Genomic DNA, 13,482 nt, shown 5'->3' with positions numbered 1-13,482 from the left:
AAAGGATCGATGCTAGCGAGTCCCGAGTGGGACTCACAACCCTCCCGGGCTCGACCCGGGAATCACGCAGCGCGTCGAGTGGGGAGTGAAGTTCGGGCTGCGGTCCTTCGGGGTGATCCACGCGTGGTCTCGGTACCCACGTCACCGGACCGCTAGAGTGACGCGCGGTGTCAGCTCGCGTCGAGCCGGCGTGCTCGACGAAAAGACTCGGTCTCGCTCCCGTCATCGTGCGCGACGCGCCCGAAGACGGGTGTCGAACAAGGAGGGGATCCCGTGACGAAGACCCACCTGCGACGCACCTCCCTCATCGCCGCGGTCGCGCTCGCGCTCTCTGCTCCGCCGAGCGGCGCCCGCGCCTCCGGCTTCCAGCTGGTGGAGCAGAACGGGAGCGGGCTCGGGAACGCCTACGCCGGCCAGGCCGCGGCGGCGGAGGACGCGAGCACCATCTTCTTCAACCCCGCCGGCCTGACCCGGGTGCCGGGCCTGCAGCTCGTGGCGGCGCTGGACTTCGTCCGCCCTTCTCCCGACTTCACGGACAGCGGGAGCACGCGGGCCACGCCGCTGCAGCCTTCGCTGGGCGGCAACGGCGGCGACGGCGGCTCCCTGTCGCTCGTCCCGAGCGGCTACGTCTCGTTCGAGACCGTCCCCGGCCTCATCTGGACGGGCCTCGGCGTGAGCGTCCCGTTCGGCCTCGAGACAAACTGGGACTCGGGGTGGGTGGGCCGCTTCCACGCCCTCAAGTCCTCGGTCGAGACCATCAACCTCAACCCCACGGTGGCGTGGAAGATCGCGCCGTGGCTGTCGGTCGGCGCCGGCGCGAACTACCAGCGGCTCGACGCCGAGCTGACGAACGCCGTGAACTACAGCGCCGCCGCCTTCGCGGCCGGCGGCGCCGCGGCGCTCGCCGCGGTCGCGGCCTCCGGCTGCGGCACCGCCGCGGGCGGCTGCGAGGGCGTCGCCAAGGTCTCGGGCGACACCTGGACCTGGGGCTGGAACGCCGGCGCGATGCTGGAGCTGCCGACGCAGACGCGCGTCGGGGTCTCGTACCGCTCGACGATGAAGCACCACGTGAAGGGAGACGTCTCCTTCAGCAACCGGCCGGCGCTGCTCGCCACCGGGCTGCCGAACGGCCCCGTCAAGACGACCATCGAGATGCCGGACACGGTCTCGGTGGCGGTCGCGCAGAAGGTCCTCCCCGCGCTCGAGCTGCTCGCCGACTTCACCTGGACGGGCTGGTCCTCGATCACGGACCTCTCCATCTACAGAAAGAGCGGCGCGCCGCTCTCGAGCACGCCCCTCGAGTTCGACGACAGCTGGCGCGTCGGGCTCGGCGCGAACTACCAGGCGACCCAGATGCTGAAGGTCCGGCTCGGCACCGCCTTCGACAAGACGCCGGTCCAGGACGAGTTCCGCACGCCGCGTCTGCCCGACGAGGATCGCTGGTGGGCGGCGGCCGGCCTCCAGTGGGCGTTCTCGAGGCAGGCGGCCATCGACGTCGGCGGCGCGTACCTGTTCATCAAGGAGGCGAGCAGCAACCTCCCGAACGTCGACCCGAACCCGCCGACGGGCTTCCAGCCCTCGCCGCGCGGCGCTCTCGTCGGCTCGTACGACGCCAACGTCTGGATTGCGAGCGCGCAGGCGCGTTACTCATTCTGACCGCTCCTCTTGGGTGGCGCGCGTCCTGTCGAAGGGCGCGCGCCACTCGATCACGTGAGCGTCGGAGCCGCTCGCGCTCAGGTCTTTCCTCGCGACCGAGGGCCGAGAGCTCCCGTGCGCGCGCCGCCTCGCGTTCGCGCCGAGGATGACGCGGCGCGCCGGGCGCTCTTTCTTGACTTCACGTAGGCTGACGCGCAAATCGGTCCATTTGTCCCCGTAGCTTTCTCTACTCCCCGTCCGCGTCACGAGGAGACATCGATGTTCCATCGCCGCGCCACGATTCTGGCCGCCGCGGTTCTGGCGGCCGCCTGCACGCAGTCGGTCGAGCAGAACGGACCGCCCGACGTGCTGGTCTTCGCGTCCTTCTCTCCCCCCGCCATCCCGCTTCCCAACGACCTCGCCCTCCAGAGCGCCCCCACGCTGCCGGCAGGGCTCCAGAAGGAGCTGCTCCAGTCGTTCGTGGTGAAAGGCGGCTTCCCGAGCGACCAGGAGGTCGCGATCACCGTCCCGTTCCACACCTCCACCCGGAACGTCGACGACGGGACCTACTCGCGCTCCGCGACCCCCCCGAGCCTGGACCTCAAGACGGTGAACGAGAGCACCGTCGCGGTGCTGAAGATCACCGCCGGCGCCGCCGAGCGGATCCCCGTCGAGGTGGGCGGGTACGCGAACGGCGTGCTCGCCCTCCGCAAGGTCGCGGACGCCGCCGGCAGCCGCCGCTGGGCGCCGGGGCGCTACGTCGCCGCGCTGCGCGGCGGTGAGCACGGCGTGAAGACGACCGACGGCCGCGCCGTGGCGGCCGACACGGCCATCGCCCTCGTCGCCCAGGGGGTCGACCTCACGAGCCACGAGAACCAGCCGCCCGGGCTCACGCCGGCGCAGGTGCAGCAGCTCAGCTCGCTCCAGGCGCTCTACGCGGGCTCCGTGGGGTGGAAGCCCGTCGAGACGCAGACGCCCTCCGGCCTCACCGTCCTGTGGCAGGCGTCGAGCGTGCCGGGCCAGCTCTCCGCGTTCGCCGCGGTGGACACGGTCTTCCCCCACCAGGAGCTCGCGAGCGTCCAGACCTTCGGGACGCAGCCCTCGACGGCGAGCCCGCTGACCGACAGCGGCTCGGGCCAGATCCCCTTCCCGTCCGACTTCCTCCTCGACCCCGCCTCCGGCAAGGTGCGCAACAACCCCGCCTTCGGGCCCGCTGCGGCCGGCCTCGCCACCCTCGACGGCTTCTCGACGACGGGCATGATGCTCGTCCCGCTGACGGCGCCGGTGAAGGCCGCGACCGTGAACGCGAACAGCGTCCTCGTCTTCGAGCTGCCCGCCGGCGGGACCCCCCGCCGCATGCGCGACGTCGCCGCCGCGCTCGGCGCCGGGGCGCCCGGCTCGGCGGAGTACCTCACGCAGCCGCCCGCGCTGAACCGCGACGTGCAGGGGACGAGCGTCACGACGACGCTCGGGCTCCAGCCCGGAATTCCGGTCCCCACGCCGACGCCCGCCGGGATCGTCTACGTCCCGCCGCTCAAGCAGAAGACCCGCTACGCCGTCATCGTCACCGATCGCGTCAAGGACACGCAGGACGCGGCCCTCGTGCGCAGCACGCTCGCCGAGATCGTGTTCGGGTTCCAGAACCCCCTCGTCGTGGACGGCAAGTCGCAGATCCCCGGCGTGAGCGACGCTGACGCCGGCGGCCTGCAGGCGCTCCGGACCGGGCTCGCGCCGCTGCTCGACAACCTCGGCGCGCTCTCCGGCGACGCCTCGCTCACCCGCGACCACGTCGTCCTCGCCTACACGGTCACCACCCAGACCGTGACCGACGTGAGCGTCAAGCTCTCCGCGGCGCCGTACGATCCGAACGGCGACGGCAACATGGCGGACAACGCCGCGTTCACCACGGTGGCGGCGGCGCCCCTCGACCTCGCGAGCTTCGGCATCACGGCCGCGCAGCAGGCGGCGCTGTTCCCGAGCGTGGCCGCGTTCCTCGACGCCCGCTTCGTGAGCCTCGACGCCATCAACCCGGCGAACGGCGCGCTGAATCCCGACCCGAGCGCGTGGACGCCCGTCCAGCTCTCGGCGACGGTGGCCGTGCCGAAGTGCGGCGCGCCGCCCTGCGTCGCGCCCCTCGTCGTGTGGCACCACGGGCTGAACGGCGGGCGGCTGCAGATGCTGGGCGTCGCCGAGTCCCTGGCCGCGAAGGGCTTCGTGGTCATCGCCACGGACGCGCCCTACCACGGCGATCGCGCCTTCTGCTCGCAGAACTCCGACTGCACGACCGACGGCACCGCCGACGGCGTGTGCACGCCCGACGCCGCGCGCGCCGGCCAGGGTGACGCGGTCGCGCCGGGCACCTGCACGACGGGGCACCTGCGTCTCGGCAACGACTTCACCACCGAGGCCTCCGGGAACTACTTCATCTCGGGCAACTTCTTCCGCATCCGGGACGGCATCCGGCAGGACCTCTTCGACCACGCCGCCCTCATCCTCGCCGCCGCCCGGCCACCGCCCGGAAGCGGCTTCCCGCAGCCGCAGGTGAACGCGCTCGCGGCCGCGCTCGCGGGCCACGGCGTCGGGATCGACCCGACGCGCGTCTACCTCGAGGGCCTCTCGCTCGGCGGGATCAACGGCACGGAGATCGCCGCCACGAACCCGCGCGTCTCGCGCGCGGTGCTCTCCTCGCCGGGCGGCACGCTCACCGACATCTTCACGAACGCTCCGGCGTTCAAGGCGGCGGTCGATCAGCTCTTCCTCTCGCTCGGCATCGACCGCTCGAAGATCGCGACCGATCCGGCGGTGGCGGCCCGCTACGTCCAGACGCTCATCCTGGCGAAGTGGATCCTCGACCCGGCCGACCCGATCAACTACGCCCAGCACGTCCAGACGAAGCTCCCGAGCCCGCTCGCCGCGCTCGGGCCGCTCGCCTCCTCGACCACGGCCACCTTCGGTCAGCTCTCGAAGTGCGACCCGGTGGTGCCGAACCGGACCACGGTCGTCGGCGGCGTCCCGCTCGCCTACGGGGACCTGCTCCTCGACCTCGGGGCCATCGACGCGACCCTCTACGACAGCCGCTCCGCCGCGGGCGGCTGCGTCGACCACGGGGTCATCCTCGACACCTTCGCGCCGCTCTTCGGCGGCACGTCCATCGGCGGTCCGGTGCGCGAGGACGCGGCCCGGTTCCTGCTCGACCGCACCCTTCCCGCTCCCGCCGTGACGCTCGACTGACGAGGAGACGCCACCCATGCGCAAGACGATCCTGACGGCCCTCCTCCTCGTCCCGTCGCTCGTGCTCGCGAGCGGCTACGAGGTCATCAACGTCAACCCGCGCGACCTCGCGCTCTCCTCGTCGGCCGTCGGCGCCCAGGTCGACGCCGGCGCCGCGTTCATCAACCCCGCCGCGCTCTCCAAGCTCGACGGGCCCGCCGTCTCGGTGGCGGGCTCGTTCCTCGACATCTGGACCGACTGGACCGCGCCGGCGGGGAGCACGAGCCTCACCGGCAGCTCCACGACGCGCTTCGAGCCGGTCACGCCCGTCAACGTCTACGCGGGCTTCGGCACGAAGCTCGCCGGGCGCGGCCTCGGCGTCGGCGTGGGCTTCGGGAGCCCGTTCGGCGGCAACCAGTTCTGGAAGGACGACTGGCAGGGGCGCGCGCGCATCATCGAGGTGCAGCGGCGCTTCTTCGGCACCTACCTCACCGCCGGCTACGAGGTCATCCCGCAGGTGCGGGTCGGCGGCGGGCTCGTCTGGTACTACGGGTTCGAGTACCTGAAGCAGGGCATCCAGCCCTTCCCGGACGCCTACGGCGAGCTCGACACCAAGGGCGGCGCGCTCACCTACGACGTCTCCGCCGAGATCCAGCCTCTGCTGTCCGTCCCGCTCACCATCGGCGTGGACTACAAGCACAAGGCGCACGCGACGCTGAAGGGCGACGGCAACTTCGAGGTGCCGCCGGCCCTCGAGGGCCCGGAGACGCAGGACCAGGGCGTCACGCACGACGTCACGATCCCGAACCTCCTCAACCTCGGCGTGGGCTACCGCGTGGCGAAGCCGCTCCTCGTCACGCTGCAGTGGTCCTGGTCGCGCTGGGTCGTGTACCGCGACGACACCTTCGTGGGCGACAAGGGGCTCACCCTCTCCGTGCCCCGCGACTACCGCAACGGCAACGTCATCCGCGGCGGCGTGGAGTGGGAGGTGAGCCCCACGCTCGCCCTCCGGCTCGGGCTCATGCGCGATCAGTCGGGCCTCCGCAAGACCACCTACTCGCCGACGCTCCCCGACTCGAACACGACGGGCGCCTCGACCGGCCTCACCTGGGCGTTCGGCAACCGCGGGCTGGCGGCGAACGCGGCGTTCTTCTACGGCCGGCGCGACAAGGTCACGCCGGAGGGGACGACCGCCTTCCCGGGCACGTTCCAGACCGACGTGGTCATCGTGTCCGCGGGCCTGTCGTGGAACACCAACCTGCACCTCGCGGGGCAGACGGCGCCGATGCCCTAGGGCGGCTCGAGGCTCGGCCGAAGACGAAGGGCGGCGGTGGGGACACCGTCGCCCTTCGCTTTTGCAGGTGAGTCGCGGCTAGGCCTGCTCCGGCTCCTCGTTGTAGCGGCGCGCGGCGCGATCGCCGAGCGCGGTCAGGATCGACCGCGCGAGGCCGCGGCGAAAGAGCTCGCCCGGCAGCGCGATCGCCTCGCGGGCGCCCGGCTCGGCCGGCGGGAGGAGCCGGTTCACGACCCCCAGCGTCCGGACCACGGTGCCGGGGAAGAGCGCGTGGGCGATCCGGAGCGCCTTCGCGGGCACGCCCACCACGACGAAGCGCTCGTCGTTCTCGATCGCCCGCACGATCCGGCGCGCGGCGCGATCGGCGCTCGAGGTCAAGAGCGGGAGCGACGCAGCGAGCGTGAACAGGCTCGCCTCCGCGTAGCGCTTCCCCTTCACGAGCGCGTGGCCGAAGGAGCCGGTGCGCATGAGCCCGGGGACGACGGTCACGACCCGCACCCCGTGGCGGATCGACTCCGCCGCGAGCGCCTCCGACCAGCCGCGCAGCGCGAACTTGGCCGCGTCGTAGGGCGCGAGGTGGGGGAGCCCCACCGCGGCGCCGATGGAGGTGACGTTCACGATCGTGCCGCGGCGCCGCTCCCGCATCCCGGGCAGCACCGCCTCGGCGGCGTGGAGCGCGCCCCAGAACATCACGTCCATCGCACGGCGGTAGTCCTCGGTCTTCATCGTCTCGACGGGGCCGACCTGGATGATGCCGGCGTTGTTCACGAGCACGTCGATGGGGCCGAGGTTCTGCTCCACGTCGGCCACGAGCCCCTGGATCCCGTCCTCGTCGGTGACGTCGCAGGGGAGCGCGGTGACGTCGATCCCCTCGGCCGCCAGGCCGCCCCGGGCGCGCTCGAGCTCCTCCTCGTCCCGGGCGCAGATGACGACGCGCATGCCGCGCCGCCCCAGCTCGCGCGCGACGAGGAAGCCGAGCCCTCGCGAGCCGCCGGTGACGAACGCGATCTTCCCGGGCAGCCGGACGCGCCCGATGCGCCGCGAGAGGGCGAGCGCCGTGGCGCCGCCCAGGATGGCCAGCGCGGTCCAGGTCTCGAGTCGCCGCACGTGGAATCTCCTCGGTCCGGCGGAAGCATGCGCACGGCGGGGCGGGGCGGCCGTCATCCCGCCGCCGGAATTGCCGGCCCGCGCGCACGTCGGACAGGCGGCCACCGGGGCCCCCGGTCGAGCGGCGCCGTCCGGCGGGCGGCGATGGCGGAAGCGGGATAGCGTCTGTGGGTGACGCTCGAGCACCTCGTCCGCGCGCCGGCGCCCGCCCGCTCCCACCCGCCGCTCCTGCTCCTCCTGCACGGGCTCGGCTCGGACGAGCGGGACCTCTTCGCGCTCGCGCCGTGGCTCGACCGCCGCTTCCTCGTCGTGTCGGCGCGGGCGCCCTATGCCATGACGCCCTCCGGCTTCGCCTGGTACGTGCTCGACCGGAGCGCGACGCCCACCACGCTCGATCCGGCCGAGGTCGAGGCGAGCCGCGAGGCGCTCGCGGAGGCCGTCCCCGAGCTGTGCGGGGCCTACGGCGCGGATCCGGCGCGGGTGTTCTTGTTCGGGTTCTCGCAGGGCGCGGTGATGAGCTACGCGCTCGCCCTCGCGCGCCCCGAGCTCGTGCGCGGCCTCGTGGCTCACTCCGGCCGCGTGCTGCCGCAGAGCCTCTCCCGCGCCGCGCCCGCGCCCGCGCTCGCTCGGCTCGAGGCGCTCGTGCTGCACGGCAGGGACGACGCAGTCATCCCCGTGGAGCGCGGCCGCGAGGCGAGGGCGCTCCTCGCGCCGCTCCTCGGGACGCGCGTCGAGTACCGGGAGTATCCGATCGGCCACACGATCTCCGAGGAGAGCCTCGCAGACGCGAACGCCTGGCTCGCCGCCCGCGCGGGCGAGTGACGGCGCGGGCCGCCGGAGGGAGGGGCCGCCGGATCGACAGGCAGGCCCGCCCGTGCTCTCCTCCGCGCGTGCCTGCGCTCCCGGCGGCCCTCCGCTCCCGCGACTTCAGGAACCTCCTCTTCGGCCAGGTCGTCTCGACCACGGGCACGCAGATGCAGCACGTCGCCATCGTCTGGCAGCTCTACGTGCTCACCCGCTCGCCGCTCGCGCTCGGGCTCCTCGGCTTCTTCCGCGTCGCTCCGGTCATCGCCTTCGCGCTCGGCGGCGGGGTCGTGGCGGACGCGGTCGACCGCCGCCGGCTCATGCTCGTCACCCAGACGCTGCTCGCCTCGGTGTCCGTCACGCTCGCGGTGACGAGCCACCTCGGCCTCGCGACGCCCGGCCTCCTCTACGGCCTCGTGGCGGTCGGCGCGGCGGCCATCGCCTTCGACAACCCGGCGCGGCAGGCGCTCGTGCCGCTCCTCGTGCCGCCCGAGCACCTCTCCGGCGCGCTCTCGCTCGCGTTCACGGGCTGGCAGGTGGCGAACGTCGTGGGCCCCGCGCTCGGGGGCGTGCTCCTCGCCTGGGGCGGCGTGGTCACGCTGTACGCGCTCGACGCGGCCTCGTTCCTCGCCGTGATCGGCGCGCTCCTCGTCATGCGCCACCGCGCGCCGCCGCGCGCGACTCCGCTCGGGCTCGGCGCCGTGAAGGAGGGCCTCGCCTTCCTGCGCCGCGCCCCGGTCATCCGCACGACGATGCTGCTCGACTTCTTCGCGACGTTCTTCGGCGGCTCGATGCTGCTCATGCCCATCTTCGCGGACCAGCTCCTCCGCGTCGGCCCTCGCGGCCTCGGGGTCCTCTACGCCGCGCAGCCCGCCGGCGCGGCCCTCGCGGGCGCGTTCCTCGCCACCCGCTCGCTCCCGCGGCGCGAGGGGCGCGCGGTGCTGTGGGCGGTCGGCGCCTACGGCGGCGCCATCGCGGTGTTCGGCGCCTCGCGCTCCTTCCCGCTCTCGCTCGCTGCGCTGGCGGCGGCGGGCGCCGCCGACACGGTGAGCACCGTCATCCGCCAGACGCTTCGCCAGCTCCTCACCCCGGACGCGCTCCGCGGGCGGATGGGCTCCATCAACATGATCTTCTTCATGGGCGGGCCGCAGCTCGGCGAGGTGGAGGCGGGCGCGGTCGCGCGCGCGTTCGGGCCGCGCCTCTCGGTCGCCTCGGGCGGCCTCCTCTGCATCGCCGCCGCGCTCGTCACCGCGCTCGTGGCACCGGCACTGCGCCGCTACGAGCGCGGCTGAAGTGGCGCGGGCGCTCGGGCCAAGGGGCTGCGGCCCATGGAGCGCCCCACGTCGCGCGTCCGCTGCGCGCTCCCGCGCTTGAGGCCACTCGACGCGGCGCGGCCCGCCGAAGCCCGGCCCCCGGCGCTGCGCCGCCTTAAGGTTCGCGGGGTGCGGGAGACGGTGCGCTACGGCAGCCGGGCGGGGAGGGGCGTGCTCCTCGTGGCGATCCTCGGCTCGGGGCTCGCGTTCCTCGACTCGACCGTGGTGAACGTGATCCTTTCGGTCCTCGGCCGGGAGCTCGGCGCGGGCCTCTCGGCGCTGCAGTGGACGCTCGACGGCTACCTGCTCACCCTCTCCGCGCTCCTCCTCCCCGGCGGCGCCCTCGGCGATCGCTACGGGCGCCGCCGCGTGTTCACCATCGGGCTCGCCTGGTTCGCGGTCGCCTCGCTCCTCTGCGGCGTCGCCCCGAACGCCGGCGCGCTCGTCTTGTTCCGGGCGGTGCAGGGGGTGGGCGCGGCGCTGCTCGTGCCCGGGAGCCTCGCCCTGCTGCGGAGCTGCTTCGCGCCGGAGGAGCAGGGGCGCGCCATCGGGGCCTGGGCGGGCCTCTCCGGCGTGACGACCGCGTTCGGGCCGCTCCTCGGCGGCTGGCTCGCCGAGGCCGTGTCCTGGCGCGCCGTCTTCCTCGTGAACCTCCCGATCGCCGCGCTCGGCATCTGGGCGGCGGTGCGCTTCGTCCCGGAGTCCCGCGCGCCCGTGGCGCGCCGGCTCGACGTCGCGGGCGCGGTCCTCGCCGCCCTCGGGCTCGGCGCGGTCACCTACGCGCTCATCGAGGCGACCGGCGAGGGCGGCGGCGGACGGGTGACGGTGGCTGCGCTCGCGGGATCCCTCGCGCTCGTCGCGTTCGTCCTCGTGGAGCGCCGTCCGTCGGCCATGCTCCCCCTGTCGCTCTTCCGCTCCCTCCAGTTCACCGGGGCGAACGCGGCCACGCTCGCGCTCTACTTCGGGCTCGGCGGCGCGACCTTCCTCCTCATGCTCCAGCTCCAGCGGAGCCTGGGCTGGTCGCCGCTCGCCTCCGGCGCGGCGCTCCTCCCGCTCACCGCCTGCCTCCTCGTGCTCTCGCCGTGGTCGGGCCGGCTCGCGGGGCGCGTCGGGAACCGCCCGCTCATGGCGTCGGGCGCGCTCGTCGCGGGGCTCGGTCTCGCGCTCCTCGCCCGGGCCGTGCCGGGCGTGAGCTACCTCGGGGGCGTCCTCCCGGGCGTGGCGACGCTCGGCGTGGGGCTCGGCCTCGCGGTCGCCCCGCTCACCGCGGCGGCGCTCTCCGCCGTCGAGGCGGAGCGGGCTGGCGTCGCCTCGGGCGTGAACAACGCCGTCGCGCGCGCGGCCGGTCTCCTCGCCGTGGCGGTGCTGCCCCTCGCCGCCGGCATCGCCCCGGCGGACGTCGCCTCCGGCCAGCTCACAGAGGGTTTCCAGCGCGCCATGGCGATCTCCGCGGCCCTCTGCGGCGTGGGCGGCGCGCTCGCCTGGGCCACCGTCGAGCGCGGCCGGGGAGGAGCGCGCCCCCGCGCGCGGCGGGCCGCCGTGGTCCCGCGCGTCGCGGCCGGACGGCCGAGGTGAGCGCCGAGGAGGGCGCGCAGTATCCCGCCCGGCTCGCGCCGGCGCCCGCCCCCCTGTCCGGCGAGGGCCAGCGCCGCCGCACGAGGAGCCGGGCCGCACCCACGGGTCGGTCGATGACGTTCGGTGAAGCCTCCACGGAGGGTGTCGTGTTGTCCTCCGCGCGCGTTATCTCCACCCTTGGCGAGGCTCGAACGCTGGAGGGTTCATGCGCAGGCAGCTCCTCGTGTCGCGCGGCTGGCTGCAGGCCGCGCTGCTCGTCATGCTCGTCGGCTTCGGCATCCTCGGGGTGCTCGCCTACCGGACCTACACGGCGACGCCGCCCATCCCGGAGCGGGTCGTCGGCCCGGCGGGGCGGGTGGTCTTCACGCGGGACGACGTCCTCTCGGGGCAGGAGCTCTTCCTGGGACGGGGCCTCATGTCGTACGGCTCGGTCTTCGGCCACGGCGGCTACCTCGGGCCGGACTTCACCGCCGACTACCTCCGGCGCACCGCCCGCTTCATGGCGCGCCGCAACGGCGAGCCGGAGCGGGCGGGCGGCCCGAAGACCTGGGCCGAGCTGCAGACGAACCGCTACGACCCGGCGAGCGACACGCTCCGCTTCACCGAGGGTCAGGCGCTCGCCTTCGAGCACTACCGCGAAGAGCTCGCGGCGTTCTTCGCCCAGCCGAGCGCGCGGACCGGGCTCGCGCGAGACGTCGTCTCGGGGCCGGAGGACGTCCGGCTGCTCACCGCGTTCTTCGCCTGGAGCGCCTGGGCGGCCGCCGCCCGGCGCCCCGGCCAGGACTATTCGTACACCAACAACTGGCCTCCCGAGCCCCTCGTCCAGAACGTGCCGACCGGCCCGATGGTGGTGTGGAGCGTGCTCTCGCTCATCGCCCTCCTCGCGGGGACCGGGCTCCTCTTCGCCGCCTTCGGCCGCTGGCGGTTCCTCGGCTGGCAGGGGCGCGAGTCGCAGACGCTCACCTTCCGCCGCCCCGAGGAGGTGCCGCTCACGCCCTCGCAGCGCGCGACCGGCTGGTTCTTCCTCGTCATGGCGCTGCTCTTCCTCCTGCAGACGCTGGTGGGCGGGGCGACGCAGCACTACCGCGCCGAGCTCTCGAACTTCTTCGGCGTGGACCTCGCCGCGCTGCTCCCCTTCAACGTCGTGCGGAGCTGGCACCTGCAGCTCGCGATCTTCTGGGTGGCGACGAGCTACCTCGCCGCCGGCATCTTCCTCGCGCCCATGATCGCCGGGCGCGAGCCGCCCGGGCAGCGCGCGCTCGCCTTCGCGCTGCTCGGCGCGCTGGCGGTGGTGGTGGTGGGGAGCATGATCGGCGAGCTCGCCGGGATCCACGGCTGGACGCGGAGCATCTGGTTCGGGAACCAGGGCTTCGAGTACCTGGAGCTCGGCCGCTTCTGGCAGGTGCTGCTCATCCTCGGGCTCTTCGCCTGGGTGGCGATCCTGTTCCGGGCGCTGCGCCCTCGCCTCGCGCGCGAGCACCTCGGCAACATGCCCTGGCTGTTCTTCTTCGCCGCGCTCGCGATCCCCGCTTTCTATGCGGTCGGGCTGCTCGCCCACCCGCGCGGCCACTTCACGGTCACCGACTACTGGCGCTTCTGGGTGGTGCACCTGTGGGTCGAGGACTTCCTCGAGCTCTTCACCACGGTCGTCGTCGCCTACCTGTTCGTGCTGCTCGGGGTGGTCGCCGAGCGGATCGCGCTCCGGCTCATCTACCTCGAGATCATCCTCTACTCGGTGGGGGGCGTGGTCGGCACCATGCACCACGTCTACTTCTCGGGCGAGCCCGCGGAGCACATGGCGCTCGGCGCGTTCTTCTCCGCGGCGGAGGTCATCCCGCTCACCCTCCTCACCTTCGAGGCGTGGAGCTTCCTCTCCCTGGGCCGCGAGCAGCAGGCGGGCGCCGTGCGGTTCCCGCATCGCTGGGCCGTCGCGTTCCTCGCCTCGGTGGGGTTCTGGAACTTCGTCGGCGCCGGGATCTTCGGCTTCCTCATCAACCTGCCCATCGTGAGCTACTACCAGATCGGCACGGCCCTCACCGCGAACCACGGCCACGCGGCGATGATGGGCGTCTACGGCATGCTCGCGGTGGGGCTCGCGCTGTTCGGGCTCCGCTACCTCGTCCCGCCGGAGCGCTGGTCGGACCGGCTCGCGGCGGTGAGCTTCTGGTCGCTCAACGTCGGCCTGGGCTGGATGGTGTTCGCGACGCTCTTCCCCATCGGCGTCCTGCAGCTTCACCGCTCGGTCACGGTGGGCTACTGGGAGGCGCGCGCGCTCGAGTTCCTCACCGCGCGGCCGCTGACGTGGTTCGAGTGGGCGCGCCTCCCCGGCGATGCGCTCTTCATCGTGGGCGGCGTGCTCCCGGTCGTCATCCTCGCCTGGCGCGGCGTGCGCGCCCGGACGCGGCCGCTCCCCGCCGCGCTCCCCGAGAGCCCCCTCTTCACCGACGTCGCGGGGGGCCCGCCCGGCGGCGCGCCCGCGCCGGGGCACCCCGCGCCGGAGCGGCTCTAGCGAGCGACCCGCCTGGGAGGAGGCGACGTGGGGCG

At 73.7% G+C, this 13,482-nt stretch carries 8 protein-coding genes; 7 read left to right on the top strand and 1 reads right to left on the bottom strand.

Going from position 1 to position 13,482, the window contains the following annotated elements; all coding sequences use genetic code 11:
- Positions 1-273 precede the first annotated feature (273 nt).
- From MNZ29_RS06665 to MNZ29_RS06655, 3 genes are all read left to right on the top strand, one after another.
- Positions 274-1,656: an OmpP1/FadL family transporter gene (locus tag MNZ29_RS06665; protein ID WP_242334013.1), complete on the top strand. Its 1,383-nt coding sequence runs from the start codon at positions 274-276 to the stop codon at positions 1,654-1,656.
- Positions 1,657-1,914: 258 nt separating this feature from the next.
- Positions 1,915-4,866 (top strand): S9 family peptidase, encoded by a 2,952-nt coding sequence (locus MNZ29_RS06660; RefSeq protein WP_242353987.1) that lies wholly within the window; start codon positions 1,915-1,917, stop codon positions 4,864-4,866.
- A gap of 16 nt (positions 4,867-4,882) precedes the next feature.
- A complete protein-coding gene (locus tag MNZ29_RS06655; RefSeq protein WP_242353985.1) occupies positions 4,883-6,139 on the top strand; it encodes an OmpP1/FadL family transporter in 1,257 nt (418 codons plus the stop codon).
- 78 nt (positions 6,140-6,217) lie between these two features.
- On the opposite strand, the gene MNZ29_RS06650 is transcribed toward MNZ29_RS06655, so the two are convergent.
- Positions 6,218-7,246, bottom strand: a complete 1,029-nt coding sequence (locus MNZ29_RS06650; RefSeq protein ID WP_242334021.1) for an SDR family oxidoreductase — start codon at positions 7,244-7,246, stop codon at positions 6,218-6,220.
- A 171-nt stretch (positions 7,247-7,417) separates the two neighbouring features.
- Between MNZ29_RS06650 and MNZ29_RS06645 the strand changes: the two genes are divergently transcribed.
- The 4 genes from MNZ29_RS06645 (at position 7,418) to MNZ29_RS06630 (ending at position 13,447) form a co-directional block, all read left to right on the top strand.
- Positions 7,418-8,068 carry an alpha/beta hydrolase gene (locus tag MNZ29_RS06645; RefSeq protein WP_242334024.1) on the top strand — a complete coding sequence of 217 codons (651 nt, stop codon included), beginning with the start codon at positions 7,418-7,420 and terminating at the stop codon, positions 8,066-8,068.
- A gap of 68 nt (positions 8,069-8,136) precedes the next feature.
- On the top strand, positions 8,137-9,342 hold the full coding sequence (locus MNZ29_RS06640) for an MFS transporter (protein WP_242334027.1): 1,206 nt from the start codon (positions 8,137-8,139) through the stop codon (positions 9,340-9,342).
- 150 nt (positions 9,343-9,492) lie between these two features.
- Complete coding sequence (locus tag MNZ29_RS06635) at positions 9,493-10,938, top strand: DHA2 family efflux MFS transporter permease subunit (RefSeq protein WP_242353971.1); 1,446 nt, start codon at positions 9,493-9,495, stop codon at positions 10,936-10,938.
- A gap of 205 nt (positions 10,939-11,143) precedes the next feature.
- The gene (locus MNZ29_RS06630) at positions 11,144-13,447 is read left to right on the top strand and encodes a nitric-oxide reductase large subunit (RefSeq protein WP_242334034.1); all 2,304 of its coding nucleotides are present in this window, start codon (positions 11,144-11,146) and stop codon (positions 13,445-13,447) included.
- The last annotated feature ends 35 nt before the right edge of the window (positions 13,448-13,482 follow it).

It is taken from the genome of Anaeromyxobacter sp. SG64 (genome assembly GCF_022690745.1).
In the GTDB taxonomy this organism is placed as follows: Bacteria; Myxococcota; Myxococcia; order Myxococcales; family Anaeromyxobacteraceae; genus Anaeromyxobacter; species Anaeromyxobacter soli.
This window is presented reverse-complemented; position numbering and strand designations above follow the sequence as displayed.